Genomic DNA, 23,732 nt, shown 5'->3' with positions numbered 1-23,732 from the left:
CTCCGCGGCGGTCGCGCGATCGCCGATCGCGACATGCTACCCGGAGCGGACGCTCACGCCCGTTCGATGCGTTCCAGATAGGCCAGGAACATGTCGGACATGGCATCCGCGTAGGCCTTGATCTCCGGCAGGGTTCGCGGGGACTCCGAGAATTGTTTCCCCACGATGCTCAGCGTCGTGCCGATCAGGCTGCCCGCACGCACGCGGGTCGATTTGGAGGCGCTCGGCAGAATCTCCCGCATGAATGCCTGGAGCGTACGCTCGCCCGTCGCTCGCGCTTGCTTGGCTTCCGGCGCGTCGCGGTAGAGCGGGGCGGCATCGTTGAGCGCCACGCGCATGCGCGCCTCGTCGCATTCGGAACGGATGAAGGCGTGGACCAGGGCTCGCAGCCGCTCCCGCGGCGGCTTCCCGGCGTCCTTCAGGATGGCGCCCAGCAGGTCCGTCGTCTGCCGCCACTCGTCGCTCTGCAGCCGGAAGAGGATCGCGGCCTTGTTGGGAAAGTACTGATACAGCGATCCGACGCTGACGCCGGCGCGCTCGGCCACCCGCGCCGTGGTGAACCGCTGCGCGCCTTCCGCCGCCAGGACCTGGGCGGCGGCCTCCAGGATCGCGGCGACGAGCTGGTTCGACCGGGCCTGCTTCGGCTGTTTCCGCGAGGAAATCCTCGGGGGCTTGCGATCTGCCATGGGCGGCTCGGCGATCTGGACGATGGATGCGAAGGTCTGTTCCACATCATAGGGTTTCTGTTCGCGGCCGTGCAGGCTTCGGCGCCTTCGGAATGCACGTTGACCGCGCAATTCGCTTCTGCATGCCGCCGGAGACCCGGCAGGCCAGTCGAGAAATGCGAATGACGACGCATCGATGCGCGTCGTGCGCGCGATAGAGCGATCCGACGCAAGCGGGAATTCCGGCGGAAAACGCACGATCCGGATTCCGCGGGGCAAGGCGTCGCCGAATGCGAATACAAAAAGTGACGATTTATTCGTATTGTTTGCCGACACGAGATTCCACTCATTTCGAGACTGATGACGCCATGAACACCCTTGTTTCCGAACCTGTTGCTCCTTTGCTCGATCGGCTCTTCGCGGAGGCTGATGCCGCGAGCAGCCCGGCCGCTGCCGAGCTGTCGCGCGACGAGCGCCTGCGCATGATGCAGAGCAAGACCGAGTACCTCGATTTCTACGAGCGCCTGAAGGACCTTTGGCTGCCGGTCTCCCGGGAGACGGGACATCTGCTTTACATGCTGGCGCGCGCTTCCGGCGCTCGCCACATCGTCGAATTCGGCACGTCCTTCGGAATTTCGACGCTGCACCTGGCGGCGGCCGTCCGCGACAACGGAGGCGGACGCATCCTGACCACCGAATTCGAACCGTCCAAAGTCGAACGCGCCAAGCGGCACATTGCCGAGGGCGGATTGCTCGATCTGGTGGAGGTCCGTGCCGGAGACGCGCTGCGGACCTTGAGTGCGGACTTGCCCGAGACGATCGACTTGCTGCTGCTCGATGGCGCCAAGTCGCTGTACGGCGAGGTGCTGGCCCTGGTCGAAGCCCGCTTGCGGCCGGGCGCGCTCATCGTGGCCGACAACGCCGATTTCAGTCCCGAGTACCTGGCGCACGTCCGTTCGCCGAAATCCGGGTATTTGTCCATCCCATTCGCGGATGACGTCGAGCTCTCGATGCGGCTCGGATAAGTCGGTTCAGAGCCTCAGGATGGCTGGGCGACGCCGCCAGCGACACACAGGTGGGGATTCACCAGATAGCGCTAGGTCGGGTCTGGGGGGGAGACATGCCTGACTTGGCTATATTCGTATTGAACATAATGTACATTATGCGAAATTATCTATCTTGCAGCAACGTACTCCCCCCGCAGCCCTATCGCCGATCTGAACGTCATCGCCGATCTGAACGTCGGACGCTCGCACTGGCGCGGAGCCTGATTTCGAGCTTCTCAGAACGCGGCAACCAAACCAGCACGCCACGCGCGCCAACCAGCTGTAGCCGCTGTTCGAGGCGGTCCATGCTGTTCGCGGCTCAAGCGGCAATCGCTTGACCTTCCCATAATTGGAATGTGTAGGATGGCTTCGTCTTTCCGTCTGATCTGGCCGAGCCGGACTCCCAACCATGGCGATCGCCAAACGCTCAGCTCCTCCGTCCCGTCGGCGCGATCCGCATGCGTCTCTCGAACTCAACGAGGCCAGGACGCGCGGGTTCTATGAGATCGGCGAGGCGGCTGCCGCGTCTGGCGTTTCGGCCAAGATGGTTCGCCATTACGAACGTATCGGCTTGATTCCGCCGGCAACACGCACGTTCGCGAACTATCGCATCTACAACGAGAATGACCTGCACACGCTGCGCTTCATCAAGCGCGCACGCTCTCTCGGATTCTCGATCGACGACATCCAGATGCTGCTGGGGTTGTGGAACGACCAGTCCCGAGCGAGTTCCGAGGTCAAGGCGCTCGCGCAGGGCCATATCAGGATGCTCGAGGAGAAAATCGCAGGGCTGCAGGACATGCGCCAGTCGCTGGTGGCGCTGGCGGATGCTTGCCACGGCAACGATCGGCCGGAATGCCCGATCCTGGAGCAGCTCGGTGCTTCGCTCGAGAACACCGCGCACGATCGTCCGCACGAGGATTCGGGAAGGCGGCCATCAACCGCCGTCGCGCGCCCCGCAAAGCCCTGAGCGGGCCGCATGCTGGAGGGCTCGCACGGCCGCCCTCGCCCTCCGGGAATCCGATTTCGTCATTCCTGGCCGCGCAAGGCGGCCGCCAGGCGTGGCCGCTGTTCGGCAAACGTACCGTAGAACACCTGGTCGCCGACCAGGGTGATCGGCGCGATCCGCACGCCGGTACGCGCCTTGGCCTCGGCCATGACGACCGGGTCAGTCAGGTTGCGCACTTCATGGGCGATTCCCTGACGATCCAGCCAGGCCTTGAGGGCCGCGCAGTCCGGGCAAGCCGGCGTCGAGTACACGATCACGGGCGGCGCAACGGAGGTGCTCATGGCCGGCCTCCGGCCAGGCGCGCCGGCGCATCGGCGTTCGTCGCATGCGGGTACGCCGGCGCGGCCCGGAATCGCCGCAGGCGCAACGCATTGCCGAGCACGAACACGCTAGACAGCGCCATGGCGCCCGCGGCAAGGACCGGCGACAGCAGCGTGCCGTTCACGGCATACAGGGCGCCCGCGGCCACCGGAATCAGGGTGGCGTTGTAAGCGAAAGCCCAGAACAGGTTTTGGCGGATGTTGCGCAGGGTCGCCCGGCTCAGCGCAATGGCGTTGACCACGCCGCGCAGGTCTCCCGACATCAGCACCACGTCGGCCGACTCGATGGCGATATCGGTGCCGGTGCCGATCGCCAGGCCGATTTCGGCATCGGCCAACGCCGGTGCATCGTTGATGCCGTCGCCAACATACGCCACCGCGCCGTGTTCGCGGCGCAGCGCCTTCAGCGCCTCGACCTTTCCATCGGACAGCACGCCGGCCACGATGTGGTCGATGCCGAGCCTGCCGCCGACCGCCCGGGCGGTATCGGCATTGTCCCCGGTGATCATGGCGACCTTGAGTCCGAGCGCGTGCAAGGCCTGGATCGCCGCCGGCGTGGATGCCTTCACCGGGTCGGAGACCGCGATGGTCGCCGCCAGGCGTCCGTCGATCGCGGCGTACAGCGGGCTCTTGCCCTCCCCCGCCAGGCGCTGGGCCCGGGGCCGGCCCTCATCGATATCGACGCCGATCTTCGCCATGAAGCGATCGGCGCCGACCTGCACGAAGCGACCCCGCACCTTCGCCGCCACACCGAGGCCCGCCAGCGACTCGAACGACTCGGCGTCCTGCAGCGTCAGCCCGCGGGCCTGGGCGCCCTCGACGATGGCAGCGGCGATCGGATGCTCGGAGCGCGCCTCCACGGCAGCGACCAGCACCAGGACTTCGTCCTCGGCGAATCCGCCGGTCACCATGAAATCGGTCAGCGTCGGCTTGCCGCGGGTCAAGGTGCCGGTTTTGTCGAGCGCGACGACCTTGGCCGAGCGCAGCGCCTGCAGCGCCTCGCCCTTGCGGAACAGCACGCCGAGCTCGGCCGCGCGACCGGTCCCGACCATGATCGAGGTCGGCGTCGCCAGGCCCATGGCGCACGGACAGGCGATGATCAGCACCGCCACCGCGTTGACCAGCGCGAACGACAGCGCCGGCGCCGGCCCGAAGAAGAGCCAGACGGCGAAGGTCAGCGCGGCGAGCCCCATGACGATCGGGACGAAGACGGACGTGACCTTGTCCACCAGCGCCTGGATCGGCAGCTTGGCGCCTTGCGCGCTCTCGACCATGCGGATGATCTGCGCGAGCATCGTGTCCGCGCCCACCTTGGTGGCGCGGAAGGTGAAGCTGCCCGAGGTGTTGACGGTGCCGCCCACCACCTCGGCGCCGGCGTCCTTTTCCGTCGGCACGGGCTCGCCGGTGATCATCGATTCATCCACGAAGGAACGCCCCTCGACGACGATGCCGTCCACGGGCACGCGCTCGCCCGGCCGGACCTGCACGTGGTCGTCGGGCAGGACGTCGGCAATGGGGACCTCGACGATCCGCCCGTCGCGCACGAGGCGGGCTGTCCTGGCCCGCAGGCCCACCAGTCTCTGGATCGCCTCGCTGGTACGGCCCTTGGCCTTGGCTTCCAGGTAGCGGCCGAGCAGGATCAAGGTCACGATGACCGCGGCCGCCTCGAAGTAGACGTTCGCGGTGCCGGCCGGCAGCCACTGCGGAGCGAAGGTGGCGAGCACGGAGTATCCCCAGGCCGCGCCGGTGCCCATGGCGACCAGCGAGTTCATGTCCGGCGCGGCGCGCAGCAGCGCGGGGAATCCCTTACGCAGGAAACGCAGGCCCGGCCCGAACAGCACGGCCGAGGCGAGCGTGAACTGGAACACGCGCGAAGGCCCGGTGCCGAGGGTGTGCTGCACCCAGTGATGGAAGGCGGGAACCAGGTGGCTGCCCATCTCGAGCACGAACACCGGCAAGGTGAGCGCGGCGCTGATCCACAGTGCGCGCTTGAGCGAGCGCAGCTCCTCGGCGCGGCGCTTTCCCTCCGGATCGGCGCTTTGCGCGAGGTCGTCGACGATATGCGCCGCATAGCCGCTGGATGCGACCGCCGAGACCAGCGCCTGCGGCGTCGCGGTACCCGGCACCAGCCGGACTTGCGCCCGCTCGGTCGCCAGGTTGACGCTCGCCGCGCGGACCCCGAGCACGGCGGCCAACGCTTTCTCGACACGCCCCACGCAGGAGGCGCACGTCATGCCCTCGATGGCGAGTTCGAACGTGCGCATCGGCACGCCGTAGCCGGCCTGCTCGATCGCGGCGACCGCGGCCGCCGCGTCGGCGGGCCCGGCGAAACGCACTTCGGCGTGCTCGGTGGCCAGGTTGACGCTGGCATGCGCGACGCCCGGCACCGCACGCAGCGCTTTTTCTACGCGCGCGACGCAGGAAGCGCAGCTCATGCCCTCGATCGGCAGGTTCAACACGTGGGCACTGGATGGAAACGCGGCGCTCATGGCGGCCTCCGTACGCAAGGACAGCCCGGAGCTTGGACCTTGCCGCGATAGGAAGGTCAAGACGGCCCCCCGTTCGCGCCCCCGGTTGACCTTCCCCCGGCGGCAAGCCGCAGCCTGTCGTCCCCACCAATCGGAGTACGACGATGCTTGAGCTAGAGGTTCCTTCCATGACTTGCGGCGGCTGTGCCGGCGCCATCCGCAGGGCCGTCACCGCCGTGGATCCCGAGGCCGTCGTGGACGCCTCCGCGTCGACGCGTCGCGTCCAGCTGACGACGAAGCTCTCCAAGAACGAAGTGTTGACGCTGCTGGAGCGTATCGGGCATCCCGCCGAGGTGCTTCAGGCCTCCCGATGAGCTGTCGCAGCGTCGCCTGCCGGATCTTTCCGGGACGGCGGTCGATGCTGTCCGTGCGTGCGCCGGACTTGGCGGCAATGGAGCCCCGACCGATCCCACCGGCGGGGCTCCGGGCCCGATCGATCAGAATTCCATGCAGACCGGGCTGTTGCTGAAGCAGCGCCGGCGCAGCTCCCAGTAGCCGGACGTGCAGACGTACAGTTCGCCCACGTCATAGCTGCCCTGGCTGCGCCACACCCAGGTGGATTGGCCTTCGTTGTCCGCCGTGCAAGGCTGCGTCGGCTCCGCGTACGCGCTGCCGCCGAAGGTCATGCTGGCCGCGAGCAAGGTGGCTGCAATGCCTTTGATGGTGATGATCTTCATCTCAGTCCTTTTGATTGAGTCGCCGGAAACAGATGCGGCCCATGCCCCGCGCCTCTCGTCCTGGCACCGCGCGGCCTTCGCGGCGCCGACGATCGCTTCGCCGCGATCTTCCATCGTAGACCATGTCCCGTGGTCGTGATGTCGATTGAAAGCCACCCGCCATGGCGGATAACGTAATGCTCCGCCAACGGCCCGGAGGCCGGCATGAAGACCACGGCGACGGTGACGTCCACCGATGCGCATTACCTGCACCACATCCATGTCGGCCGGTTCGACCTCGACAGCGACGAGCCGCGCGCGCTCGGCGGCCAGGGCGCCGCGCCCGCGCCGTTCGACTACTACCTCGCTTCGCTGTCGGCCTGCACGGCGATCACGCTGCGCATGTACGCCGAGCGCAAAGGCTGGAATCTCGGCCGGTTCAGCGCCGAACTGGCCCTGAGCTTCGGCGAGGACGGCAAGGTGCACGTGCACCGGACGCTGGATTCGGATCAACCGCTCAGCGACGAGCAATGGAGCCGGCTCCTGGAAATCGTCGCCAATACGCCGGTAACGAAGGCGATGCGCGAAGGCGCGGTGATCACCAGCGCGCGGAGGCTGCCATGACGCGCCTGCTCGGCATTTCCGGCAGCCTGCGTGCCGGCTCCTTCAATACCGCGCTGCTGCGCGCGGCCGGCGCGACGATCGCCGACGGGGTCTCCCTGGAGATCGCCACGCTGCACGGGATTCCGCTGTACGACGCCGACGCGGAGCAGCGCGACGGCCTGCCGGCCGCGGTGACCGAGCTGAAGGAGCGCGTCGTCGCCAGCGACGGCGTGGTGCTCTGCACGCCCGAATACAACAACGGCATCCCCGGGGTGTTCAAGAACGCCATCGACTGGCTCTCGCGTCCGGCCTCCGATATCGCCCGCGTGTTCGGCGACCGCCCGTTCGCCGTGATCGGCGCTTCGCCCGGCGGTTTCGGCACCCTCCTGGCGCAGGCGGCGTGGCTGCCCGTGCTGCGCACGCTGCGGGTACGCTACTGGTCGGGCGGGCGGATGCAGGTCTCGCGGGCCGGTTCGCTGGTGAATGCCGAGGGCGAACTGGTCGACGAGGCCACGCGCAAGGCGCTGCAGGATTTCCTGCAGGGATTCGCCCGCTTCGCGCGTCCCTCGTGACGCAGGAGCCGCGCGGGCGGCGCCATCGCGGATCGGCAATGTCCTGAGACGGCCTCGAGTTGCGCTGTTATTTGGTGACGACCCGCCGGAATCCGCCCATGTCCGTCCGCCCGCTCCCGATCATCCTGTTCGCCGCCCTGCTCCTGGCCTGCGGTTTCCCGGCCCTGGCCGCGCCCAATTTCAAGGCCCCCTACCCCTGCGGGCAGACCTGGTCGTACTACCATCACGGCAGCGAAGTCCGCCAGGCCCTGGACTTCGATGCGCCGGCCGGAACGCCGGTGCTGGCCTCGGCGGCCGGCTACGCCACGCAGCACTACGAGGCGAACGGCGCCGGCAACTACGTGGTGATCGACCACGGCGGCGGCTGGAAAACCTACTACTTCCACCTGCAGAGCTTCAGCACCGCCAACGGCGCGACGGTGGGCCAAGGCCAGCGGATCGGCCTCACCGGCAATACCGGCAACAGCTTCGGCGCGCACATCCACTACGAGCAGCTGCTCAATGGCGCCGGCCAGGTGATCGCGATCAACGGCCGCTCGCTGGCCCCCTACCCCGGCGGCAGCGGCGTCGCCAGGCTGACCAGCGATAACGGCTGCGGCGGCAATCCCGCGCCCGCGCCGCGCTACTGGGTAGACACGTATGCCACCGCACCCGGTTTCGGCTCGCCGACGAGCACCGCGCAAACCGGTTCGCTGTATGCCGGCACCAACTACGTGTACTGCAAGACCTGGGGCCGCGAGGTCCGCAACGGCACCTCGTTCAACCACTGGTGGCTCAAGACCGACCTCGACGTCGGACCGGCGAATCAGTGGATCTCGGCCTACTACCTCGACCGCTGGGGCAACGACGAGGCGCGCGACAACGATGGCTTCGATCTGCCGCGCTGCGAGGTGCTGCCCTACGGCAAGATCGGCGAGAAGTACTACGCGCTCGGCGGCACGCGCAGCGTGCTCGGCGTTCCGAAGCTGGCGGAAATGGACGCGCAGCTCGGCGGCCGCTTCCAGCAGTTCAACAACGGCATCATCCTCTGGCACAAGGATAGCGGCGCCTTCGCCGTGCGCGGCGCCATCCTGGACCGCTTCTGGGCCACGGGCGGCGAGACCCGCTGGGGCTTCGCGATGATGGACGAGGCCGACGCGGCGAAATCGCCGGCGACCGGCGACCGCGGCCGGTTCCAGTACTTCCAGCGCGGCCTGTTCCTGTGGTCGCCCAGGACCGCGGCGCACGTGCTGCACGGGGCGATCCTCGACTACTTCGAGGACAACGGCCGCGAGGAGCGCCACGGCTATCCCACCGGCGACGAGGCGCCCTACGGGGAGACCGGCCGGAAGCAGGCGTTCGAGAAGGCGACGTTCTACTGGACGCCGGAGCGCGGGGTCTGGGTGCAATAGGTCCGGCTGCAACAGGTGCGGCTGCAACAGGTGCGGAGCGCAACCGCGCTCATTCGCCGGCCATCGCCGCCTCGAACCGCGCCAGCGCCCGCTCCAGGCGCCATTGCATGTCCGCCTTCGGATTGGCCTCCAGCCAGCGCCGGCAATGCGCGGCGGGCGTCGCCCGCGCATCCGCGCACGCGGCCGCGAATGGCCCGCCGGTTTGCGCGCGCCACAGGCTCGTTCCTGGCAGGAAAGCGTATTCCAGGCTGTCGCGGGCGAGCCGTTTCAGATCTCGGTAGCGCAGGCCCTGTTCGATTGCGGCGCGCAGGTACTCCCGGGTCATGTCGCTGCGCAGCACGCCCTGGTCGTCTGTGGACAGGACGACCGGCACACCCGCCGCGCGGTACAGCGCCAGCGGGTGCGCCTTGCCTGAGATGCCGAGGATGGCGGCGTTGCTGCTCAGGTTGACCTCGACCGCGATGCGCGCCTTTGCCATCCGCCGCAGCAGATCGGGCGCATCCGTCTCTTGGGCGATGTCCATGCCGTGCCCGATGCGCCGGGCCCCGGCGACCGTGACCGCCTCGCGGATGTGGAACCGCAAGTCGCGCGGCGCGACCAGGCCCGGCGCCAGTTCGCCCGCATGCAGGGACATCGGCACCGCCGGATACCGGGCGCGCAGGAACGCCAGCAGGCGCATGTGCAGCGCATAGTCGCGGATCGCCGTCGGATGATGCTCGGGCCCGGCGAGGTTGACGCCGACGCAACGCGGATCGGCCTGCGCCAGGGCGAAGCCGAACAGCAGCGCGGCGAACACCCGGGCCGGTTGCCGGGTGCGCGTGGCGGTGAGCAGATAGCGCGCCTCCACCGCGCAGGCGGGCTGCGGCGCCTGGGTGCCGCAGGCCTGCCGGGCGGCGAGATCCGCATCGTAGCGGTCGAGTTCGGCTCGCGCCTCGGCCACCGCGGCCGGCAGCAAGGGCGCCAGCGCCGCGGACAGCCGCGCCGGATCGGCTTCCTCCCCCAACCCGTCGGAGGCGTCGAGCAATCGCCGCACCGCGTCCGGCATCATCATCAGTTCGACGTAGCCGAGGTTGTCGTCCGCGGCGGCTTCGCGCGCGGCGGCGATGGCGCGGGCCTTGTTGCCCTCGTAGGCCGCCGCGAACGCGCCGAAGGTGGAGAAGAAGCGGTCATGCGGCGCCTGCTCCGCGCTGCCCACGCCTCGCTCGAACCCCCGCATCGACAACGCATCCACGGCGCGGGCGTAGCGCGCGGGGTCCTTCGCCAGATCGCGGGCCGGCATGCGGCCGGGCGCCTCGCATGGCGGGCGCGCGATCCAGTCGCGGTCGATGGCGATGCACAGCCCCTGCTCTGCCGCCCAGCGCAGATAATCCTCGGCATAGACCGTGCCGCTGAGATGGTTGTGCAGGTCGCCGCCCTTCGGCATCGCCTGCAGGAACATCCGCAACCGCGCCGGACTGTCGACGATGCGGTCGAAGTACGCCGCCGTCCGCGCCTCGGCGTCCGGGCCCCTGGCGTCGGCGCATGCCGCGAAAAGATACAGGAGCGCCAGCAGCACGACGGCCGCTTGCCCCGTTCGAGCGTTCGTCTGCCGTACGGCGTCGGTCTCCGCGTCCATGCGGCGATGATCCGCCTGGACGCAGGGACTCACAATCCCGAGGGTACGTGCTCGGCGTAGCGCGGCCAGTGGCCGGTGAGCTCGCGCACGACCGCGCTGCCGACCCGGTACGCGGCTTCATAGGCGGGAAGTCCGGCGCCGGGGTGGCGGGCGGTCGCGGATTCCAGCGTCGTGCGTCCCGGCGGAGCCTGCGTGTAGTTCGATGCCGCGCGCAGCACCAGCAGACGCCGCGCGTCCGCCGCGCCCATTCCGTCCAGCCGTGCCATGGCGGCGGCGATCGCCGAATCTTCCATGTCGCTCACCGCGAAAGCGGCGCGGCCGTCGGTGAACATCCGCACCCAGTCCCGTGCCCAGCGCGTGGCTTCCCGGCCGTGCCAGTAGTGGTTGGAGGACAGGCTGGCGCCGATCCGCACCGTGGGGCTGCCCTGTGTCTTGGGAAAGGCGGTCCATCGTTCGGCGAAACGGGCGAGCGCGGGCGTGCGCTCGAGTTCGACGGTCCTTGTCAGCGCATACGCCCATCGCGTCAGTCCCGCATCGAGGGGAAAGACCTGCGCGTAGCGGGCGGAGGGTCCATAGTCCATGGCCTCCTCCGGCATGCGTCCGGCCCGCTTGGAGCGGAAGGGATACAGGCCATAGGGCCAATCGCGCGGCGCCTCGCGCACGTCGATCGACCTGGCCAGGTCGTTGACGGCGTAGTCGACCCAGACCGCATCCCCGATCGCGCCGACCTGCGGATCGATGCCGGCCACGCCGGCGACCAGCCAATAGGCCTTGCTGACATCGAAGCGCCGATCGAATGCCAGCGCCATCACCGATGCGCCGGCGTTCACCAGGCCCATGCCGCTGACCATGGCCACGACCGAGCGGTCGGCGTTGGTGCGCAATGCGCGCACGCCGCCGGGAAAGGCCATGGTCTCGGTCAGTCCCGCGCGCTCGACCCAGAGCTGCAGTTCGCCCGGCGCGTCGCCGGTATCCTCGCCGTTCTCGTAGGCGGTCACGATGACCACCTTGACCGGCCAGGGAGCGCCATCCCGCGGGACCGGGTCCGCCCCCGCCGCGGCCTGGAACGAAAGCAGCAGGCCGGCCGCTGCGGCAAGCCGACGCAATGCGGTTCTCATCCCCTCCCCTCGCGATCCATGCGCATGCGCGTTGGCCGCAGGCTACGGCATTCGGTGTCGGCGGAGCATCGTTGGCCAGGCGAATGCCCGCCGCACCGATGCCCCGATAGATACCGCATTCCGTTGCGGTCGAGGCATGCCCTTGCGTGGATGGGGGAAGCTTGGAAGCGCCGGCATCCCGGCTGCTTGCGCGGTCAGAAGCAGCCTTTCTCGCCGCAGCTCCTGGTGTTGAAGCTCTTCATGTCGCGGTCGGCGGACTCCTTCTCGGCCTTGATCTGCGCCACGGAGCGGCAGACCTTGGTGGTGAAGTTGCTGCCGGTGCGCTGTTCGCGCGTGCAGACCATGCGCTCGTCTTCCTTGTTCTCGATCGCGCCGGAGATCGAGGCCAGCAGCGTCGAAACCTGCTGGCGCTCGCCGTCGTTCAGGTCCGAGGCGCTGGCCTTGCCTTCCAGCAGCGCGAAGAGCTTGTCCTGGTCGGCGAGGATCTGCTTGCGCTTGACCGACGGCATGGATTCGAAGCGTCCCTTTTCGGCCACGACGTCGGCGCGGATCGCCTGCTGCTGCGCAACGATGTCGCCGGGCTGCTGAAGCGTATCCGCGGCGGCGAGCGCGGAACCGGATACGGCGGCCAGGATCAGGGTTGCGACAAGTACGGCTTTCATTTCTGTTGCTCTCCTTCGGTGAATGCTCTGAAGCCCGCGGGCCCCGGATCGGATGGATCAAAAGGCATATTTCACGCCCACGGTGTAATAGCGGCCGATCGCGCCGCTGTAGTCGAGCGGGTTGTAGCCGGAGGCGCCATAGGTCAGCGGGTCGAGCGGCGCGATGCGGTCGGTGACGTTCTGGACCGAGCCGAACAGCTCCCAGGCCTCGCGCGGCTTCCAGGTGCCGGACAGGTCCACGGTATAGAACGACGCCAGGACGCAGCCGCGCGGCGCGTCCTCGCCATTGGCGAATTTCGATCCGCATTCGGAGCGGCGGCGGATCAGGTTTCCGTCGTCGTCGTAGGCCAGTTCGGTCCGGCCCAGCGTGTTCTCGAGCTTGCCGCGGTAGTTGACCAGCCCGCTCAGGCTCCATGTGCCTGCATCCCAGGTCAGTCCCAGATTGATCCGGTCCTTGGGAATGCCGATGCAGTTGGTGACGTTGCAGTCGCCGTGGGTGCCGGCGTACTCGGTCCTGATGCCGCCGGTATCGCGCTCGAAGGAGTTCATCCGGGTCCATTGCAGGTCGAGCCGCAGCTCGCCGGCGTCGCCCAGCTCGAAGCGCTGGCGGGCATCCAGGTCGAATCCCTGCACGATGGTCGAGTCGGCGTTGGTATAGGCGATTTCCACGCCGAGCAGCGAGCCGGTATGCGGCCGTCCCGGCAGATCGTTGTCGTCGCGACGGACGTTGCCGCCGTTCTTCAGGACCTCCGCGCCGAAGTCCTGGGTCAGGATCTCGTCGGTGCGGCGCACCCGAAAGAAGTCCAGCGTCACCGAGGTGGTCGGCGTGGGATCGAGCACCAGGCCCACCGTGGTGTAGCGCGCGCGCTCGGGCTTGAGGTCGCGGTTGGGGGCGATGAAGATCGCGACCGTCTGCGGCAGGCAGTCGCCGGGATTGGCGCCCGGCGCGGGAACGTTGTCGGGGCAGCGGATCGGGTCCTGGGCGGAGGTGAAGCTCGACAGGCCGCCGTTGCCGGCCTCGATCGGGCTCGGCGCGCGCACCGCCTCCGAGTAGGTGGCGCGCAGCGCCATCCAGGACAGCGCCCGCCACTTGACGCCGAGCTTCGGCGTGGCGATGGCCTTGTAGTTCCGGTACTTGTCCACGCGCACGGCGCCGGAGAGTTCCAGCGACTTGCTCAGCGGCGCGCGCAACTCGCCGTAGACGGCCGAGACCTGCTCGACGCCGTCGTAGGCGTTGTAGCCCATGCCGATGATCTGGCTCGTCTCGGTCAGCGTAGTGGGTTCGAGCGAAATGGCCTGCCGGCGCGCCTCCATGCCCAGCGCCAGACCGAGCGGCCCGCCGCGCAGCTCGACCAGCGAGCGAGAGGCCTTGGCGTCGAAGGTGTCCAGCTCGGTGCTGGCCTGCGAGCGCAGGCGCGGCGAGATGTAGTCGTAGAGCGCGCGCGAGTTCAAGTCGGCATTGACGCCGAGCCGCCAGTATCCGACCGGGCTCTGCGGATCGGTGAGCACCTGCCGGACGCGATCGTAATGCAGGTAGCCGGTCTTGACGGCATCGAAATCGCTCTGCGAATGCGAATAGCCGAGGTCGTAGTCCCAGGCGCCGGCGGTGCCCTTGGTGCCGACGAGCACGCGGACCAGGGCGTTGTCGGTGCTGTTGGTGCGCGGCCCGACGTCGAACGCCGAATAGCGCAGGCGTACGGCGGCGCCGTAGGGATTGTCCGGATGGTCGGCGCCCAGGCGCACCGCGCCGGCGCCGCTGCTGGCGTTCACCGGTCCCCACAGGCCGGACACCGAGGAAGGCGTGGTGATGGAATGCGTGCGCTTGCGCGCATAGCTGAGTTCGGCATACAGCTCGGCGGTGTCGGAGATCGCGAAGCTGCCGTGCGAATAGATGTTGATCGAGCGCGACTCGGGAGTCAGGTCGCGAAATCGTGCCGGATCCCACAGGCAGCCGCCGCCCGGGTCCTGAGGCACGACATCGGAGAGTTTCGAGCATCCGGGAAGCGATACCCAATCGCCCGGTGCCCGTTCCACCGCACCGACCGGCGAGGCCTGCGCCGCGCCCTCGGGCGGGATCACGCCGGACAGGAGGTCCTCGCCGGCCCTGTATCCCCAGCGCCGCCAGTCGCCGCTGCCGATCCATTTGCGGTCGCGGCGATCGCTCACGCGCAGCCCGTCCTCGCGCGTGCCCTCGATGCTCAAGAACACGCTGTAGCCGTCCTTGGCCAGATCGCCGCTGCCGGTCAGGATCGAGCCCGAGCGCGTCTGCGCATCGCCCTCGCCGGACACGCCGTACCCGGCCTTGACCACGGTCGCCGGCGCCTCCTGGCGCAGGATGATGTTGACGGTTCCGGCGATGGCGTCGGAGCCGTAGATCGCCGAGCCGCCGTCCTTGAGCACTTCGATGCGCTCCACGGCCTCGAGCGGAATCGTGCTGAGGTCGGTGAACAGCTTCTGGCCGTCGTCGGCCAGCCCGAAGGAGGCCATGCGGCGGCCATTGACCAGGATCAGGGTGTTGCTGGCACCCAGGCCGCGCAGCGAAAGCGCGGTGCCGCCGGCGGCGAAGCCGCTGCCGAAGGTCTTGGGGATCGACCCCTGGCCGTCGGCGGTCAGTCCCTGCAGGTAGTCGGCAAGATTGCTCTTGCCGGTGCGGTCGATCTCCTGGCGGGTGATCACCTGCACGGGCGAGGCGGTTTCCAGGTCGCCGCGCGGAATGTTGGAACCGGTGACCAGCAGCCGTTCCAGGGTCTGCGGTTCCGGCGCTTGCGCGGCATCGGAGACCGTCGGCGCGGCGCGCCTGGCCGGCTTGGGCGGCGGCGCCTTGCGCAGCACCACGGTGGCATCGCCCGTCCGTTCCCAGGCCAGGCCCGACCCGCTCAGCAGCCGGTCCAGGGCCTGGGCGGCCGTGTATCGGCCGGATACCGGCTTGCTGGTCTTGGCGGCCACCAGGTCCGGAGCGAACACCAGCTGGCTGCCGCTTTGCGCGCCCCAGGCACTGAGCGCCCGCGACAGCGGTCCGGCGGGAATGTCGTACTGGCGCATGGCGTCCGCATGCGCGGACGACTGCGCCGCGGCGATGGGCACGGCCATACCGAGCGCGAGGCCCAACGCGATGTGCAACGCCAGATTCAGCCAGTCGCCCTTGCCTGCCCTATCCATGCTCTCCCCATTGGGTACGGACATCGTTCGCCGATGCCCGTCTACACATGGGGATAACAATCCAGTCCCCGAAAACCCTACCCCCACCCCAACCCCGTCGCGGTTCCAGGCCGCTGCCGGGCATGACGCCCCTATTTCCGGGGCATCAGCACGATTTCCTGCCCGTCGCGGCTGGCCACCCGGACCGGGAACGCGGCGGCGAAGGCGGCCGCGATGGCGGCGTTGTCGCCGGTGCGGAAGCTGCCGCCGACCTGCAGGTCGGCCAGGCCCGGATCGCCCAGGCGCAGCTTCACCGCCGAATAGCGGTTGGCCTCGGCCACCGCCTCGGCCAGCGGCAGGCCGTTGAAATCCAGGCGTCCCTGGATCCAGCCGATGGCCGCCTCCGGGTCGACCCGGCGCACGCGGATATCCGCGGCCGCGCCGCCGTAGCGCGCCTCGTCCCCCGGCGCGAGCACCCTGCGCTGGCGCAGCGCGGCCACTTCCACCTTGCCTTCCAGCAAGGTCACCGCCGCGGCGCCGGCATCGTCGCGCACCCGGAAGCGCGTGCCGAGCGCGGTCACGGTGCCGCCGGCCGCCGCGACGACGAAGGGGTGCCGCGGGTCGTGGGCGACCTCGAACAGGGCCTCGCCGCGCGTGAGCGCGATCTCGCGCTTCGCCGCGCCGTAGCGCACGCGCAGCTCGCTGTCGGTGTTGAGGATGATCCGCGAGCCGTCGGCGAGCCGTTCGCTGCGTTGCTCTCCCACCTGCGTGCGGTAGACCACGGCTTGCGGGGTCTCGGGCACGGACGTGGGCAGCAGATGCCAGACGCCGAGCACGGCCATGGCGGCCACGCTGGCCGCCAGCAGCAGGGGCTTCCAGGGCACGCGCCGCGGCGGCCTGGCCGTGGCCGCCAGGGCCTCGGCGGCCATGGCGCGCAGCCGCGGCGATTCGCGCGCCGCCGCGCCCCAGTCGTCCCAGGCGCGTTCGAGGTCGGCGTAGGCGCGGGCGTGGTCGGCGCTGCGCCGGCGCCAGTCCTCGAAGGCCGCGTCCGCGTCCGCGGAACGGATGCCGTCGCGCCGCCTGGCGAACCAGTCGGCGGCGGCCTGTCGGATCGAGTCGTCGATGGGGGTCATGACTGCATCAACCCTCAAGCGCCCCAATCTCCTACCTGTGCCCGGCACTTCATCAGGGCGCGGGCCAGGTGTTTCTCGACCATCTTCACGGAAACGCCGCAGCGCCGGGCGATCTCGCCGTTGCTGAGCCCCTCCACCCGGCTGAGCAGGAACACCGTGCGGCACTTGGGCGGCAGGGCGGCCACTGCGGCTTCCAGCCGCTGCAGGGAATGCTGCCCGTGCAGCTCGCGCTCCTGATTGGGCATTTCGGAAGCCACGTCGAATCCGCTGAAATCGGTGGGTTGCTCGATCTGGCGCAGGCGCGTCCAGCGCCAATGATTATTGAGCAAGTTGCGCGCGATGCTGAACAGCAGATTGCGCAGGGCCTCCGGCGGCTGCTGCCCGCGATAGCGCATCAGCCGCGTCCAGCTTTCCTGGGCCAGGTCGGCCGCATCCTGGTTCTGCGAAACGCGCCCCTGGAAGAAGCGCAGCAGTTCGGGCTGATGCTCGCGCACGAAGACGCCGAAGCTATCCTCCTCGGCCGGCAACGTCCCTTCCCTCAACTTTTCCAACGGCGACTCGGACACCACGACGTCCCGGCACAGCTCCATACCGGCGGCAATGTGCGACTGCGCCAAGGCGCATGTCAATCGCTCGGAAGGCATGGTCGGGAGCGGCCTGCGGCGCCTGAACGGCTCAGAAGAACTCGTCGAGCAGGCGATAGAACGCCAGCCGTTCGGTATCGATCGCGCCGCCGTAGCGCGCCAGGAAAGGCGCGACCCAGGCCTCGCCGAGATTGTGGCGGATGCTCCAGGCGGCCAGCGCCAGGTCCTGGTGCCGATCGGCCAGCCCGGCGCGCCCGCAATCGACGAAGCCGGTGAAGCCGGCCGCGTCGGCCATCAGGTTCGGCAGGCAGGCATCGCCGTGGGTCAACACCAGGTCTTCGTCGCGCGGTCGCCGCGCCCGCACTTGCTCGAAGAGCGCCGCCCCGCCCTGCCCCAGGCGCTCCTCGTCGAAATCGTCCTCGTCGACCAGCCCCGCGCGCAGGCGTTCGCCGGCACGCGCGATCCGCTGTTCCAGACGGTGGTCGAACGGACAATCGACGGCGTCGACGCGATGCAGCGCGCGCAGCGCGTCGGCGGCGATGCGCACGACGCGTTGCGGATCGCCCGGCGGCACCGAGGCCAGATCCCGCCCGGGCACGGCGCCGAGCAGCAGCCATTCGTGCCCGTCGGCACGGGCCTGTGCCAGGAGCTCGGGGCAGGCGATGCCCTTCGCGGCGAACCAGCGCAGCCGTGCCGCCTCGTCGGGCAGTTCGCACATCGGCCCGGCCAGGTCGGTCTTGGCGAACAGCGTCGGACGCCCGGGCGCGGACAGCCGGTACACGGCCGCGCCCGAACAGCCGATCGTCTGCCTGTCCCAACGATAACCGGCGAGCGGCGCCTGCCAGGCGCGCGGCGCTTGCGCGGACGCCGGGACGGCCGCCGAAGGCGAAGGGATCCTGTCCTGGGGCATCGGCAAAACGGCCTTTTTCTCGGGAAACGCACCGGCAACCATAGCCGGCGCGCGCCGCGCCCGCAGCCCCGGGAGCGCGCGCCCCCGAAACAATTGCCGCCAACCGCTTGCGCACCGCACAACCGATCATTACAATTTCGCGCTTTCCAGCCGTGGGGCCATAGCTCAGCTGGGAGAGCGCCTGCATGGCATGCAGGAGGTCGGCGGTTCGATCCCGCCTGGCTCCACCACATTTCAGGTCGTTAGGCCCGACCGAATGCGTTTCTGGTTCTACCGCGTCCCCATCGTCTAGAGGCCTAGGACATTACCCTTTCACGGTAGCGACCGGGGTTCGAATCCCCGTGGGGACGCCATCTATTGCTGCAAACGACAAGGCCCGCCAATGGCGGGCCTTGTCGCGTTTGTCGTTGGCGCCCCGGTCGGCGCCGCGATCGGGCCGCGTTAATCGGACCGCGTTTCAGCCCATCGCGCCCTGCGCATCCTGATGCTCGCCGCCGGCGATCGAGCTCCAGCTCACTTCGACGCCTTTGCGATGCCCTTTCTCGACCAGCTTGAGGCCATCGGGATCGATGGTGAGGGTGTATGCCTTGTCGCCGATCTGCACTTCGCGCCGCAAGGGTTTGTCGAGTTTGGTCATGGAGCTCTCCTCATGCGCATTCGCGCGCGTCCCGAGGATGCTAGCACTCCCTTCCCCCGCGCTCGTTTGCTGGGCGTAAAAGCGGTGAACGGATCATTAAAAGAAGCTGCGACGGCCTTCAAGAAACGATCGATTCCGGCGCCGATTCGGCTTCGGCGGGGCGCAGGGTGGCCACGCCGTGGCCGCGCTCGGCCAGGTACTGCAGCCATTTGCCGAGAAAGGTGTTCATGCGCAGGCGATGGCCGAGCACCTCGGCCGGCGGCGGATACATGCCGATCACGTCCTGCCAGCGACGGCCGACGTAGCAATGCGTCGCCTCCACCTGCCGCGCGTCGCGATACAGCCGCAGGAAGGCCGAGGGATCCGGCTCTCCGGTGAGCGGATCGCGCATGGCGTAGGTCATGCGCAGCTCGCAGGTATAGGCATGCTGCTCGATCACCTCCAGGCGCAGGCCGAGGCCGTCGCCGATGTCGGAGACATAAGTGCCGGGCGCGAGATCGGCCGGTTCGAACAGTCGCGTGAGGCGATTGAAGTTCTCCGCGTACAAGCCCATCAGCCAACCGAAACGGGTAAGCCGGGGAATGCGTTCGGCGCGGGAGACGACGTGCGACATGGGCCGATCCTACACGCCCGACGGCGATCGCGGCAGCATTGACGAACCCGCCGGGGGCGCCTAATGTAGAAGCTCTTTCGCGATTCCCGCCGAGCCGGAATTTCCCGCGGCGCCGGCCCTTCCGAGACGGAAACGACAGGCCGCGGCGCGCGGCCCGGACCGCGAACGCCCGGAACCGTTCAGAACATCTCGCGATGGATGCCCAGGGTGGTCAGCACCTTGCTGGCGATCTCCTCGATCGAGGTGTGCGTGGTGCTCAGCACCGGAATGCGCTCGGCGCGGAACAGCGCCTCGGCCGCCGTCACTTCGCGCCGGCACGTTTCCAGTTCCGCGTAGCGCGAGTTCGGGCGCCGCTCCTGGCGGATCTGCTGCAGCCGGGTCGGGTCGATGGTCAGCCCGAAGAGCTTGCTGCGGTGCGCGCGCAGGCGCGGCGGCAGGCGGTCGTGTTCGAGGTCTTCCTCGGTGAGCGGATAGTTCGCCGCGCGCACGCCGTAGTGCAGCGCGAGGTACACGCAGGTCGGCGTCTTGCCGGCGCGCGAGACCGCCACCAGGATCAGGTCGGCCTCGTCGTAGTTGATGGCGATGCCGTCGTCGTGGGTGAGCGCGTAGTTCATCGCATTGATGCGGCGGTGGTACACCTCGAAATCGGCGATGCCGTGCGCCTGGCCGACCCGCGACTGCCTGCCCTGCCCCAGCTCCTTCTCCATCGGCTCGATGAAGGGCGCGAACACGTCCAGCATCAGCGCGCCGCTTTCGGCGATGAGCAGGGTCATGGCCGGATCGACGCAGGAGCTGACCACGATCGGCCGCGAGGAGAAGGTCTCCCCGGAGGCGCGGATGCGCTCGGCGACCTCGCGGGCGCGTTCCGGGCTGTCGACGAAGGGGATGCGGTCGGTGACGAAAACGGTTTCAGTGAACTGGGTCAGCAAGCTGTGGCCGATGGTTTCGGCGGTGATGCCGGTGCCGTCGGAAACGTAGAAGACCGGGCGCGTGGTCACGTGTTAAGCCTCCAGGGATGCGTGGCGCATCGCGGCGGGTAAAATAACAACTTCGGCGGGTCCTGCCTCGCCTCCCCCCTTGCCCGAACCCTGGAGTGCCCGATTTTGAGCGCCAACATCCTGTGGCTGCACGACCTGCGCCTGACCGACCTCGCCCAGGTCGGCGGCAAGAATTCCTCGCTTGGCGAGATGATCGGCAACCTCGCCAAGCTCGGCGTCTCGGTCCCGGGCGGCTACGCCACCACCGCCGACGCGTTCAAGGCCTTCATCGCGCACAACGACCTGCACCAGCGCATCTTCGACCGCCTGGCCACGCTCGACGTGGAGGACGTGCCGGCGCTGACCGCGGCCGGCAAGGAGATCCGCGGCTGGGTGATCGACGCGCCGCTGCAGCCCGAGCTCGACGCCGACATCCGCAGCGCCTACGCGCAGCTGTGCAAGGACAACGGCGGCGCGGCCGGCGGCGACGTGGCCGTGGCGGTGCGCTCCTCGGCCACCGCCGAGGACCTGCCCGACGCCTCCTTCGCCGGCCAGCAGGAAACCTTCCTCAACGTGGTCGGCGCCGACGACGTGGTGCGCAAGGTCAAGGAGGTGTTCGCCAGCCTGTACAACGACCGCGCCATCGCCTACCGCGTCCACCACGGCTTCAAGCACGAGGACGTGTTCCTCTCCGCCGGCGTGCAACTGATGGTGCGCTCGGACGTGGGGGCGTCCGGCGTGCTGTTCACCCTCGACACCGAGTCTGGCTTCCGCGAGGTGGTGTTCGTCACCTCCAGCTACGGCCTGGGCGAGAACGTGGTGCAGGGCGCGGTGAATCCGGACGAGTTCTACGTCTACAAGCCGACGCTGCAGAAGGGCAACAATCAAGCGATCCTGCGCCGCTCGATCGGCGCCAAGCAGATCCGCATGGTGTACTCGGACAAGCCCGGCGAGCGCGTGCGCAACGAGGACACGCCGGCCGAGCTGCGCGGCAAGTTCTCGATCAGCGACGAGGACGTGCACGAGCTGTCGCGCCAGGCGCTGATCATCGAGAAGCACTACGGCCGCCCGATGGACGTGGAATGGGCGAAGGACGGCGTCAGCGGAAAGCTCTTCATCGTGCAGGCGCGCCCGGAAACGGTGAAGTCGCGCGCCAAGGCCACGCAGATCGAGCGCTTCCAGCTCGAGAAGCGCGGCGAGGTGGTCGCCGAGGGCCGCGCCATCGGCCAGAAGATCGGCAGCGGCGTCGCCCGCGTGGTGCGCTCGCTCGACGACATGAGCCGCGTCCAGCCCGGCGACGTGCTGGTCGCCGACATGACCGATCCCGACTGGGAGCCGGTGATGAAGCGCGCCGCGGCCATCGTCACCAATCGCGGCGGCCGCACCTGCCATGCCGCGATCATCGCGCGCGAGCTCGGCGTGCCCGCGGTGGTCGGCACCGGCAACGCGCTCGACGCCATCCGGGACGGCAGCGAGGTCACCGTCAGCTGCGCCGAGGGCGATACCGGCTTCATCTACGGCGGCAGCCTGCCCTTCGAGCGCATCACCACAGATCTGTCGTCGATGCCGCCGGCGCCGCTGAAGATCATGATGAACGTCGCCAATCCCGAGCGCGCGTTCGATTTCGCCATGCTGCCCAATGCCGGCATCGGTCTGGCGCGCCTGGAGATGATCATCGCCGCCCATATCGGCGTACATCCCAACGCGCTGCTCGAGTACGGCAAGCAGGACGCGGAAACGAAGAGGAAGATCGACGCCAAGACCGCCGGCTACGCCGACCCGGTCAGCTTCTACGTCGACCGCCTGGCCGAGGGCATCGCCACCCTCACCGCTTCCGTGGCACCCAACCCGGTAATCGTGCGCCTGTCGGACTTCAAGTCCAACGAGTACGCCAACCTGATCGGCGGCGGCAACTACGAGCCGCACGAGGAGAACCCGATGATCGGCTTCCGCGGCGCCAGCCGCTACGTCGATCCGTCCTTCGCCGCCGCTTTCGCGCTGGAGTGCAAGGCGGTGCGCAAGGTGCGCGAGGAGATGGGCCTGGACAACCTGTGGGTGATGATCCCGTTCGTGCGCACGCTCGAGGAAGGCCGCAAGGTGATCGAGGTGCTGGCCGCCAACGGCCTGAAGCAGGAAGAGAACGGCCTGAAGATCATCATGATGTGCGAGGTGCCGTCCAACGCGCTGCTCGCCGACGAGTTCCTGGAGATCTTCGACGGCTTCTCGATCGGCTCCAACGACCTCACCCAGCTCACCCTGGGCCTGGACCGCGACTCGAGCATCGTCGCGCACCTGTTCGACGAGCGCGACCCGGCGGTGAAGAAGCTGCTGTCGCTGGCGATCAAGAGCGCGCGCGCCAAGGGCAAGTACGTGGGCATCTGCGGCCAGGGGCCGAGCGACCATCCCGATCTGGCCGAGTGGCTGATGCGCGAAGGCATCGAGTCGGTCTCGCTCAATCCCGATACCGTGGTCGACACCTGGCTGAAGCTGGCGAAGTCGAAGGCCAAGGCCACTTAAGGCGACGTACAGCGGTTTAATGCCGCGCAAACATCCGTTGTCCTATCATGCGCTGCGCCCCGCTCATGCGGGGCGCTTTGTTTTTGTTCGCCGCTATTTTCGAAAGGACCCATGGATTCCTGGATCAAGACCTTGCAAGGCTCCGAATGGGGCGCGATCGCGCTGACCTGGGGGTTGCGCCTGCTGGCCGCCCTGCTCCTGCTGCTGATCGGCCTGCGCGTGGCCAAGTGGGTGGCCGCCCTGGTCGAGCGGGCGCTCACGCGCGCGCAGCTCGAGTCCACCGCCGTGCAGTTCCTGCGCAAGGCCGTCTACGTGATCCTGGCGGTGGTGCTGGGGCTGGCGGCGCTGCAGACCATCGGCGTGCCGATGACCTCGATGCTGGCGGTGCTGGGCGCCGCGGGCCTGGCGATCGGCCTGGCGCTGAAGGACTCTCTCTCCAACATCGCCTCCGGCGTGATGCTGGTCACCCTCAAGCCGTTCCGCGTCGGCAACATCGTCACCATCGCCGGCGAGACCGGCCAGGTCGAGGCGGTGAGCATCTTCCAGACCACGCTGCGCGGCGCCGACAACCAGACCATCGTGCTGCCCAACAGCCTGATCACCAGCGATTCGATCATCAACCTCACGCCGGACGTCATGCGCCGGATCGAACTGGTCGTCGGCATCGGCTATCAGGACGACATCGGGGTCGCGCGCGCGGCCGCGCTGCGGGAGATGCAGGACGACCGCCGCATCCTGGCCAAGCCGGCACCGAACGTGCTGGTCTACGCGCTCGCCGACAACAGCGTCAACCTCGGCATCCGCTGCCATGTCGGCAACGACGACTACTTCGTGACCAAGTGCGAGCTGACCGAGCGCATCAAGCAGGCCTTCGATCGCCTGGGCATCAGCATCCCCTTCCCGCAACGCGACGTCCACGTCTACCACCACGCCAGCGAGGGCGAGCCCGCCCTGCAGCCGGCTGCAGGCGGCCTGGCGCCCGCGCGCCTGGAGGACAGGCGGCACGAGCCTTCCGGCGATCCGGAGTGAGGCGGCGGC

22 protein-coding genes and 2 tRNA genes are annotated in these 23,732 nt (G+C 68.6%); 10 read left to right on the top strand and 14 right to left on the bottom strand.

The features are described 5' to 3' along the window. Positions 1-53: 53 nt before the first annotated feature. The gene (locus MD221_RS02455; RefSeq protein WP_242107553.1) at positions 54-923 is read right to left on the bottom strand and encodes a TetR/AcrR family transcriptional regulator; all 870 of its coding nucleotides are present in this window, start codon (positions 921-923) and stop codon (positions 54-56) included. Between the two features lie 110 nt (positions 924-1,033). Between MD221_RS02455 and MD221_RS02450 the strand changes: the two genes are divergently transcribed. Beyond that, positions 1,034-1,690 (top strand): O-methyltransferase, encoded by a 657-nt coding sequence (locus MD221_RS02450; RefSeq protein ID WP_242107551.1) that lies wholly within the window; start codon positions 1,034-1,036, stop codon positions 1,688-1,690. Between the two features lie 430 nt (positions 1,691-2,120). Beyond that, entirely contained in the window at positions 2,121-2,681 is a 561-nt protein-coding gene (gene cueR / locus MD221_RS02445) for a Cu(I)-responsive transcriptional regulator (protein WP_242107550.1), read from the top strand. Between the two features lie 59 nt (positions 2,682-2,740). On the opposite strand, the gene MD221_RS02440 is transcribed toward cueR, so the two are convergent. Further along, on the bottom strand, positions 2,741-3,001 hold the full coding sequence (locus tag MD221_RS02440) for a glutaredoxin family protein (protein WP_242107549.1): 261 nt from the start codon (positions 2,999-3,001) through the stop codon (positions 2,741-2,743). Next, positions 2,998-5,529 carry a heavy metal translocating P-type ATPase gene (locus MD221_RS02435; RefSeq protein WP_242107548.1) on the bottom strand — a complete coding sequence of 844 codons (2,532 nt, stop codon included), beginning with the start codon at positions 5,527-5,529 and terminating at the stop codon, positions 2,998-3,000. The genes MD221_RS02440 and MD221_RS02435 overlap by 4 nt, the downstream gene beginning before the upstream one ends. A 143-nt stretch (positions 5,530-5,672) precedes the next feature. Here MD221_RS02435 and MD221_RS02430 point away from each other — a divergent pair, with 143 nt between their 5' ends. Continuing rightward, positions 5,673-5,882: a heavy-metal-associated domain-containing protein gene (locus MD221_RS02430; protein ID WP_242107547.1), complete on the top strand. Its 210-nt coding sequence runs from the start codon at positions 5,673-5,675 to the stop codon at positions 5,880-5,882. A 123-nt stretch (positions 5,883-6,005) separates the two neighbouring features. Here MD221_RS02430 and MD221_RS02425 read toward each other — a convergent pair whose 3' ends face one another. Then, positions 6,006-6,245, bottom strand: a complete 240-nt coding sequence (locus MD221_RS02425; RefSeq protein WP_242107546.1) for a hypothetical protein — start codon at positions 6,243-6,245, stop codon at positions 6,006-6,008. 204 nt (positions 6,246-6,449) lie between these two features. Here MD221_RS02425 and MD221_RS02420 point away from each other — a divergent pair, with 204 nt between their 5' ends. From MD221_RS02420 to MD221_RS02410, 3 genes are all read left to right on the top strand, one after another. Continuing rightward, positions 6,450-6,848 carry an OsmC family protein gene (locus tag MD221_RS02420; protein ID WP_242107545.1) on the top strand — a complete coding sequence of 133 codons (399 nt, stop codon included), beginning with the start codon at positions 6,450-6,452 and terminating at the stop codon, positions 6,846-6,848. Further along, complete coding sequence (locus MD221_RS02415; RefSeq protein ID WP_242107543.1) at positions 6,845-7,399, top strand: NADPH-dependent FMN reductase; 555 nt, start codon at positions 6,845-6,847, stop codon at positions 7,397-7,399. Before MD221_RS02420 ends, MD221_RS02415 begins: the two co-directional genes overlap by 4 nt. Positions 7,400-7,497: 98 nt before the next feature. Beyond that, complete coding sequence (locus MD221_RS02410; RefSeq protein WP_242107541.1) at positions 7,498-8,790, top strand: peptidoglycan DD-metalloendopeptidase family protein; 1,293 nt, start codon at positions 7,498-7,500, stop codon at positions 8,788-8,790. Positions 8,791-8,839: 49 nt separating this feature from the next. On the opposite strand, the gene MD221_RS02405 is transcribed toward MD221_RS02410, so the two are convergent. The 7 genes from MD221_RS02405 to MD221_RS02375 all read right to left on the bottom strand — a co-directional run bounded on the left by MD221_RS02405 (position 8,840) and on the right by MD221_RS02375 (position 17,950). Continuing rightward, positions 8,840-10,345 carry an adenosine deaminase family protein gene (locus tag MD221_RS02405; protein WP_242107539.1) on the bottom strand — a complete coding sequence of 502 codons (1,506 nt, stop codon included), beginning with the start codon at positions 10,343-10,345 and terminating at the stop codon, positions 8,840-8,842. Positions 10,346-10,434: 89 nt separating this feature from the next. After that, complete coding sequence (locus MD221_RS02400; protein ID WP_277928871.1) at positions 10,435-11,523, bottom strand: purine-nucleoside phosphorylase; 1,089 nt, start codon at positions 11,521-11,523, stop codon at positions 10,435-10,437. Between the two features lie 194 nt (positions 11,524-11,717). Continuing rightward, a complete protein-coding gene (locus MD221_RS02395; protein ID WP_242107535.1) occupies positions 11,718-12,185 on the bottom strand; it encodes a hypothetical protein in 468 nt (155 codons plus the stop codon). 57 nt (positions 12,186-12,242) lie between these two features. Next, on the bottom strand, positions 12,243-15,344 hold the full coding sequence (locus MD221_RS02390; protein ID WP_242107533.1) for a TonB-dependent receptor: 3,102 nt from the start codon (positions 15,342-15,344) through the stop codon (positions 12,243-12,245). 131 nt (positions 15,345-15,475) lie between these two features. After that, positions 15,476-16,456, bottom strand: a complete 981-nt coding sequence (locus tag MD221_RS02385) for a FecR family protein (protein ID WP_242107531.1) — start codon at positions 16,454-16,456, stop codon at positions 15,476-15,478. A 14-nt stretch (positions 16,457-16,470) separates the two neighbouring features. Further along, positions 16,471-17,100 (bottom strand): RNA polymerase sigma factor, encoded by a 630-nt coding sequence (locus MD221_RS02380; RefSeq protein ID WP_242107529.1) that lies wholly within the window; start codon positions 17,098-17,100, stop codon positions 16,471-16,473. Between the two features lie 31 nt (positions 17,101-17,131). Beyond that, positions 17,132-17,950 (bottom strand): APH(3')-II family aminoglycoside O-phosphotransferase, encoded by an 819-nt coding sequence (locus MD221_RS02375; RefSeq protein WP_242107527.1) that lies wholly within the window; start codon positions 17,948-17,950, stop codon positions 17,132-17,134. Between the two features lie 154 nt (positions 17,951-18,104). On the opposite strand from MD221_RS02375, the gene MD221_RS02370 reads away from it, so the two are divergent. Both MD221_RS02370 and MD221_RS02365 read left to right on the top strand, forming a co-directional pair. After that, positions 18,105-18,180: transfer RNA gene (locus tag MD221_RS02370), tRNA-Ala, on the top strand. Positions 18,181-18,227: 47 nt separating this feature from the next. Next, a tRNA-Glu gene (locus MD221_RS02365) sits at positions 18,228-18,303 on the top strand. A gap of 104 nt (positions 18,304-18,407) precedes the next feature. Here MD221_RS02365 and MD221_RS02360 read toward each other — a convergent pair. From MD221_RS02360 to ppsR, 3 genes are all read right to left on the bottom strand, one after another. Next, entirely contained in the window at positions 18,408-18,587 is a 180-nt protein-coding gene (locus tag MD221_RS02360) for a hypothetical protein (protein ID WP_242107525.1), read from the bottom strand. A 118-nt stretch (positions 18,588-18,705) separates the two neighbouring features. Next, a complete protein-coding gene (locus MD221_RS02355; protein ID WP_242107524.1) occupies positions 18,706-19,200 on the bottom strand; it encodes a DUF1249 domain-containing protein in 495 nt (164 codons plus the stop codon). Between the two features lie 179 nt (positions 19,201-19,379). Further along, on the bottom strand, positions 19,380-20,198 hold the full coding sequence (gene ppsR / locus MD221_RS02350; protein WP_242107522.1) for a posphoenolpyruvate synthetase regulatory kinase/phosphorylase PpsR: 819 nt from the start codon (positions 20,196-20,198) through the stop codon (positions 19,380-19,382). Between the two features lie 105 nt (positions 20,199-20,303). On the opposite strand from ppsR, the gene ppsA reads away from it, so the two are divergent. Then, a complete protein-coding gene (ppsA, locus tag MD221_RS02345; RefSeq protein ID WP_242107520.1) occupies positions 20,304-22,694 on the top strand; it encodes a phosphoenolpyruvate synthase in 2,391 nt (796 codons plus the stop codon). A gap of 111 nt (positions 22,695-22,805) precedes the next feature. Next, positions 22,806-23,723, top strand: coding sequence for a mechanosensitive ion channel family protein (locus MD221_RS02340; protein WP_242107519.1), 918 nt, complete (start codon positions 22,806-22,808; stop codon positions 23,721-23,723). Positions 23,724-23,732 lie beyond the last annotated feature (9 nt).

Origin of the sequence: Luteimonas aquatica (assembly GCF_022662575.1) — a bacterium.
GTDB lineage: Bacteria > Pseudomonadota > Gammaproteobacteria > Xanthomonadales > Xanthomonadaceae > Luteimonas > Luteimonas aquatica.
This window is presented reverse-complemented; position numbering and strand designations above follow the sequence as displayed.

Coding starts and splice junctions, on each gene's coding strand:
- MD221_RS02450 (WP_242107551.1), top strand. CDS start 1,034: ATGAACACCCTTGTTTCCGAACCTGTTGCTCCTTTGCTCGATCGGCTC.
- cueR (WP_242107550.1), top strand. CDS start 2,121: ATGGCGATCGCCAAACGCTCAGCTCCTCCGTCCCGTCGGCGCGATCCG.
- MD221_RS02440 (WP_242107549.1), bottom strand. CDS start 3,001: ATGAGCACCTCCGTTGCGCCGCCCGTGATCGTGTACTCGACGCCGGCT.
- MD221_RS02435 (WP_242107548.1), bottom strand. CDS start 5,529: ATGAGCGCCGCGTTTCCATCCAGTGCCCACGTGTTGAACCTGCCGATC.
- MD221_RS02430 (WP_242107547.1), top strand. CDS start 5,673: ATGCTTGAGCTAGAGGTTCCTTCCATGACTTGCGGCGGCTGTGCCGGC.
- MD221_RS02425 (WP_242107546.1), bottom strand. CDS start 6,245: ATGAAGATCATCACCATCAAAGGCATTGCAGCCACCTTGCTCGCGGCC.
- MD221_RS02420 (WP_242107545.1), top strand. CDS start 6,450: ATGAAGACCACGGCGACGGTGACGTCCACCGATGCGCATTACCTGCAC.
- MD221_RS02415 (WP_242107543.1), top strand. CDS start 6,845: ATGACGCGCCTGCTCGGCATTTCCGGCAGCCTGCGTGCCGGCTCCTTC.
- MD221_RS02410 (WP_242107541.1), top strand. CDS start 7,498: ATGTCCGTCCGCCCGCTCCCGATCATCCTGTTCGCCGCCCTGCTCCTG.
- MD221_RS02400 (WP_277928871.1), bottom strand. CDS start 11,523: ATGAGAACCGCATTGCGTCGGCTTGCCGCAGCGGCCGGCCTGCTGCTT.
- MD221_RS02395 (WP_242107535.1), bottom strand. CDS start 12,185: ATGAAAGCCGTACTTGTCGCAACCCTGATCCTGGCCGCCGTATCCGGT.
- MD221_RS02390 (WP_242107533.1), bottom strand. CDS start 15,344: ATGGATAGGGCAGGCAAGGGCGACTGGCTGAATCTGGCGTTGCACATC.
- MD221_RS02385 (WP_242107531.1), bottom strand. CDS start 16,456: ATGACCCCCATCGACGACTCGATCCGACAGGCCGCCGCCGACTGGTTC.
- MD221_RS02380 (WP_242107529.1), bottom strand. CDS start 17,100: ATGCCTTCCGAGCGATTGACATGCGCCTTGGCGCAGTCGCACATTGCC.
- MD221_RS02375 (WP_242107527.1), bottom strand. CDS start 17,950: ATGCCCCAGGACAGGATCCCTTCGCCTTCGGCGGCCGTCCCGGCGTCC.
- MD221_RS02360 (WP_242107525.1), bottom strand. CDS start 18,587: ATGACCAAACTCGACAAACCCTTGCGGCGCGAAGTGCAGATCGGCGAC.
- MD221_RS02355 (WP_242107524.1), bottom strand. CDS start 19,200: ATGTCGCACGTCGTCTCCCGCGCCGAACGCATTCCCCGGCTTACCCGT.
- MD221_RS02340 (WP_242107519.1), top strand. CDS start 22,806: ATGGATTCCTGGATCAAGACCTTGCAAGGCTCCGAATGGGGCGCGATC.